Raw genomic sequence first — 271 nt, 5'->3', positions numbered from 1 at the left:
CGACTGGACCGGTGTACTGACGTTAATTGATACCTTGCCTGCTGACCTGCAAGCCTCGGATCGCTGGCAATACTGGTATGCCAATGCGGTGCAGAATCAACCGGGCGATAGCGCGGCAGCAGAGATGCAAACCGTCGAGCAAACCTGGACCCAGCTGGCACAATCGCGCTCGTTTTATGGTTTTCTGGCCGCGACCCATCAACAACTGCCTTTTAATCTGAATAATCAGCCGTTTAGCGTCAATACGGATGTACTCACAGAGATACAGAAT

1 pseudogene is annotated in these 271 nt (G+C 52.0%); it reads left to right on the top strand.

From position 1 onward, the window contains the following. A pseudogene (locus Q4563_RS20000) lies at positions 1 to 271 on the top strand (hypothetical protein); the annotation flags it as partial.

The sequence above is a fragment of the Gilvimarinus sp. 1_MG-2023 genome, assembly GCF_030548285.1.
Note: the sequence above shows the minus strand (reverse complement) of the source record. Positions and strands in the feature narration are given on the sequence as shown.